Raw genomic sequence first — 5,346 nt, forward strand, 5'->3', positions numbered from 1 at the left:
GAAGCCGGGGGCGGGCGGCGGCTCAGTCCCGGTGGACGGTCCCATCGGGGTCCAGGCCGCGGAAGGAGAGCAGCACGATCAGGATGCCGCCGCACACGATGGCCGAGTCGGCGAGGTTGAAGACGGCGAAGTGCTTGGGCGCGATGAAGTCCACGACGGCCCCCTGGAAGACCCCCGGCGCCCGGAAGATCCGGTCGGCCAGATTCCCGCACGCGCCGCCCAGCAGCAGACCGAGCGCGATGGCCCACGGGGTGCTGTAGAGCTTCCGTGCGATCCGCGCGATCACCACCACGACGGCCACCGCGATCGCGGTCAGCACGAGCGTCAGCGCCTCCCCGATCCCGAAGGCGGCGCCCGCGTTACGGATGACGTTCAGCTGGAGCCAGGAGCCGAGCAGCTCGATCGGTTCGTGGTTCTCCAGCTTCGCGACCACCACCAGCTTGCTGATCAGATCCAGCGCGAAGGCGAACCCGGCCACCGCCATCAGCACACTGATCCGGCGCCTGCGCCGAACCGGACCGTCCGACTCCGCCTCGGTGGACTCCCCCTCGGTGGGCTCCCCCTCGGTGGGCTCCCCCTCGGTGGTCCCACCCCCGGGGCGCTCCTCTTCCGTGCGCTCCTCTTCGCCGCCGCCGGCCGCGCCTTCCTCGGGGCCATCGACAGGCCGCTCCACCTCAGTCACGCTTTGAGGGTACGACACGCGCGGACGGCGGCGTTCACGGCGTTCTCCCGCGGTCAGCGGCGCTCCTGCTTCTGCTTGCACTCCACGCACAGCGTGGCCCGCGGGAACGCCTGCATCCTGGCCTTTCCGATCGGCTTGCCGCAGTTCTCGCACAGCCCGTACGTCCCCGCGTCCAGCCGCTCCAGCGCCCGCTCGCTCTGGTAGAGCATCTCGCGCGCGTTGGCGGCCAGCGCCATCTCGTGCTCGCGGGTGATGTTCTTGGTCCCGGTGTCGGCATCGTCGTCACCGGCGCCGTCCCCAGAATCCCGCATCAGACCGCTGAGCGCCTCGTCCGCGGAGATGATCTCCTGCCGCAGCCGCTCGGCCTCGTCCCGCAGCCCCGAGCGCGCCTCCTCGACCTCTTCCGGGGACCAGGGGTCCTCGTCGGGGCGTACCGGCAGTTCACCGGGGGCCACGCCCTCCCCGTTCCGCGCCGAGGGCACTGCCTCGGCCTCCGTCACTGCCGGAGTCTTCTTCGCAGCCACCGTCCCTGCTCCCGTCGTCGTCTGTGCGGCCTGCCTGGCGGGCGCCTGTGCGGCGCCCCTCTGACGGTCCGCTGCCGCCTCGGCCGCCGTCACCTCCGCGGTGGCCCCTTCGGCCGCCGCCACTTCCTCCGCGGCCCTCTTCGCCGCGGCCTTCTTCGCCGGAGCCTTCTTCGCCGGTGCCTTCTTCTCCCCCGCCTTCTTCGCCGGTGTCTTCTTGGCCGTCGCCTTCTTCGCCGTCGCCTTCTTGGCTGCCGACTTCTTCGCCGGTGCCGCCTTACCGGGAACCTTCTTCGCTGCCGCGGCCCCGTCCCCGGCGTCTGTGGCCTTCTTCGATGCTGCCGTCTTCTTCGCGGCGCTCTCCTCCGCCACCATGACCGCGGCCCCTTCACATTTTGTGATCTTGCTCGCGAAACGTGACCGGAACGATAAATCGACTTCAAGCACACGGCAACGGGGCACGCCGGTCTGCAACCTTTGTGCCCCGCCCGGGCGCTCGAAAACCGCTCCGTGCCCGCGCGTGAATCCCCGTACACTGGGGGCGGCGAGAGGCGTTGATGGGGACGAGTAGCGTCCGTGAGCGGCCCAGAGCGATCCGGGGACGGTGGGAGCCCGGAGGCGAGCGCGGCGTGAAGATCACCCCGGAGCCGCCGGAAGAAAGCCCGGAAGAGAACGCGTCCGGGCGAGTAGAACCGGCAGCGCTGACCCAATGAGGGGACGGCGGGCACGGCCCGCCGTCAAGGAGGGTGGTACCGCGGGTCCGCCGCCGGCCAGGCAGGCGAGCTCGTCCCTCCGACGGAAGTGAAGACGCGCAGCATCTTCCCGATGTCCGCCGGAGGAAGAAGACCCGCCGATGCAATACAACCAGGTGCCCGCCCAGGTCGACCTGCCCGCGCTGGAGCGCGCCGTGCTCGACTTCTGGCGCGAGAACAAGGTGTTCGCCCGCAGCCTCGAGATGTCCGAGGGCCGCCCCGAGTGGGTCTTCTACGAGGGCCCGCCCACCGCGAACGGCATGCCGGGGGCGCACCACATCGAGGCGCGCGTCTTCAAGGACGTCTTCCCCCGCTTCCGCACGATGCGCGGCTATCACGTGGCCCGCAAGGCCGGCTGGGACTGCCACGGCCTGCCGGTCGAGCTGGCCGTCGAGACGGAGCTGGGCTTCAGCGGCAAGCAGGACATCGAGAACTACGGCATCGCCGAGTTCAACGCCAAGTGCCGCGAGTCCGTCACCCGGCACACGGACGCCTTCGCCGAGCTCACGACCCGGATGGGCTACTGGGTCGATCTGGACGAGGCGTACCGCACGATGAACCCCGAGTACATCGAGTCGGTCTGGTGGTCGCTCAAGCAGATCTTCGACAAGGGCCTGCTGGTCCAGGACCACCGCGTCGCCCCCTGGTGCCCCCGCTGCGGCACCGGCCTGTCCGACCACGAGCTGGCGCAGGGCTACGAGACGGTGGTGGACCCCTCGGTCACCGTCCGGATGCCGCTCACCTCCGGCCCGCTGGCCGGCGAGGCGTCGCTGCTGGTGTGGACGACGACCCCCTGGACGCTGGTGTCCAACCTTGCCGTGGCTGCGCACCCGGACGTCACCTACGTCGTGGCCTCGGACGGCACCGAGAAGGTCGTCGTCGCCGAGCCGCTGCTGGACAAGGCGCTCGGCGAGGGCTGGCACATCACCGGCGAGCGCTACACGGGACGCGAGATGAACGGCTGGCGCTATCAGCGCCCGTTCGAGCTCGTGGACATCCCCGGTGCCCACTTCGTCGTCAACGACACCTACGTCACCACCGAGGACGGCACCGGCATGGTGCACCTGGCGCCCTTCGGTGAGGACGACTTCCGGGTGGCCCGCGCCAACGGAATCTCCCCGGTGGTGCCCGTCCGCGCGGACGGCACGTTCGAGCCCGAGCTGGACCTGGTCGGCGGCCAGTTCTTCAAGAAGGCCGACGAGGCCCTGGTCGCGGACATGGAGGCCCGCGGCATCCTGTTCCGGCACGTGGCCTACGAGCACAGCTACCCCCACTGCTGGCGGTGCCACACGGCCCTCATCTACTACCCGCAGCCGTCCTGGTACATCCGCACGACGCAGATCAAGGAAGCCCTGCTGCGGGAGAACGAGGCGACCAACTGGTTCCCCGAGTCGGTAAAGCACGGCCGGTACGGCGACTGGCTGGACAACAACGTGGACTGGGCGCTCTCCCGGAACCGCTACTGGGGCACTCCGCTGCCCATCTGGCGCTGCGCTGAGGGCCACCTCACCTGCGTCGGCTCGCTGGCCGAGCTGACCGAACTGACCGGCAGCGACCAGTCGGGGCTCGACCCGCACCGCCCCTACGTCGACGCGGTCACCTTCGGCTGCCCCACCGAGGGCTGCACCCTGGAGGCGACCCGCGTCCCCGAGGTCATCGACGCCTGGTACGACTCCGGCTCCATGCCCTTCGCCCAGTGGGGCTACCCGTACAAGAACAAGGAGCTGTTCGAGAAGCGCTACCCCGCGCAGTTCATCTCGGAGGCCATCGACCAGACCCGCGGCTGGTTCTACACGCTGATGGCCGTCGGCACCCTCGTCTTCGACAAGTCGTCCTACGAGAACGTCGTCTGCCTCGGCCACATCCTCGCCGAGGACGGCCGCAAGATGTCCAAGCACCTGGGCAACACCCTCGAACCCATCCCGCTGATGGAGAAGCACGGCGCGGACGCGGTGCGCTGGTTCATGGCCGCCGGCGGTTCCCCCTGGGCGGCCCGCCGGGTCGGTCACGGCACCATCCAGGAAGTCGTCCGCAAGACGCTGCTGACCTACTGGAACACCGTCGCCTTCCAGGCCCTCTACGCCCGTACGACCGGCTGGGCACCCTCGGAGGCCGACCCGGCGCCGAAGCTGCGCCCGCTGCTGGACCGCTGGCTGCTGAGCGAGCTGCACGCGCTGGTCGACCAGGTCACCATCGCCATGGACAGCTACGACACCCAGCGGGCCGGCAAACTGCTGTCCACCTTCGTCGACGACCTGTCCAACTGGTACGTCCGCCGCTCCCGCCGCCGCTTCTGGCAGGGCGACGCCGCCGCACTGCGTACGCTGCACGACGTGATCGAGACGGTCACCAGGCTGATGGCGCCGATCACCCCGTTCCTGGCCGAACGCGTCTGGCAGGACCTCGTCGTGCCGGTCACCCCCGGGGCCCCCGACTCGGTCCACCTGGCCTCCTGGCCGCAGGCCGACCTCGGCCGGATCGACCCCGAGCTGTCCCAGGACATGCTGCTGGTCCGCCGGCTGGTGGAGCTGGGCCGCGCCTCACGCGCCGAGTCCGGCGTCAAGACCCGGCAGCCGCTCTCCCGGGCACTCATCGCAGCGCAGGGCTTCGAGACGCTCTCCCCCGAGATGCGCACCCAGATCACGGAGGAGCTGAACGTCGAGCAGCTCGCCTCCCTCTCGGAGGTCGGCGGCTCACTGGTGGACACCACGGCCAAGGCCAACTTCCGGGCGCTGGGCCGCCGGTTCGGCAAGGAGACCCAGACCGTCGCCAAGGCCATCGCCGAGGCCGACGCCGCCGCGCTGTCGACGGCCCTGCGCCAGGGCACGGCCACGGTGCAGGTGAACGGCGAGACCGTCGCCCTCAGCCCGGAGGAGGTCATCATCACCGAGACGCCCCGTGAGGGCTGGTCGGTGGCCTCGGACTCCGGCGCCACGGTGGCGCTGGACCTGGAGATCTCCCCCGAGCTCCGGCGCACCGGGCTCGCCCGCGACGCCATCCGGCTCATCCAGGAGGCCCGCAAGAACTCCGGGCTCGATGTCGCCGACCGGATCGAGCTGCGCTGGCAGTCCGGCGACGAGGACGTGGCCCGCGCCCTGGCCGAGCACACCTTCCTCATCGCGGAGGAGGTCCTGGCCGACGAGTTCGCCCAGGGCGACCCGAACGACATCGAGGGCCGCACCTTCGAAGACGAGGCGCTGAGCCTGAAGTTCCGCCTCCGCAAGAGCTGAGCCCTCCCTCGCCGGGAGGGCCACCGAAAAGGGGGTGCCTCCGCCTTCACGGGCGGGGGCACCCCTTTTCCGTCCCGGCATGGACCGGCACAGACCGGCATACATCCGGGACAATCAGCCACAACGGGCCGGGCCCCCGAGAGCGGAGATGCTCTCAGGGG

The 5,346-nt window shown here is 70.3% G+C and carries 3 protein-coding genes; 1 reads left to right on the top strand and 2 read right to left on the bottom strand.

Annotated elements, in window-relative coordinates:
* Positions 1–22 precede the first annotated feature (22 nt).
* Positions 23–682, bottom strand: coding sequence for a signal peptidase II (gene lspA, locus ITI46_RS32880; RefSeq protein WP_372452131.1), 660 nt, complete (start codon positions 680–682; stop codon positions 23–25).
* A gap of 53 nt (positions 683–735) precedes the next feature.
* Positions 736–1,578: a TraR/DksA family transcriptional regulator gene (locus ITI46_RS32885; RefSeq protein WP_209243605.1), complete on the bottom strand. Its 843-nt coding sequence runs from the start codon at positions 1,576–1,578 to the stop codon at positions 736–738.
* Between the two features lie 478 nt (positions 1,579–2,056).
* Here ITI46_RS32885 and ileS point away from each other — a divergent pair, with 478 nt between their 5' ends.
* Complete coding sequence (gene ileS / locus ITI46_RS32890) at positions 2,057–5,185, top strand: isoleucine--tRNA ligase (protein WP_209243606.1); 3,129 nt, start codon at positions 2,057–2,059, stop codon at positions 5,183–5,185.
* Positions 5,186–5,346: the final 161 nt, after the last annotated feature.

It is taken from the genome of Streptomyces oryzae (assembly GCF_017676365.1).
GTDB classification, from domain to species: domain Bacteria; phylum Actinomycetota; class Actinomycetes; order Streptomycetales; family Streptomycetaceae; genus Streptomyces; species Streptomyces oryzae.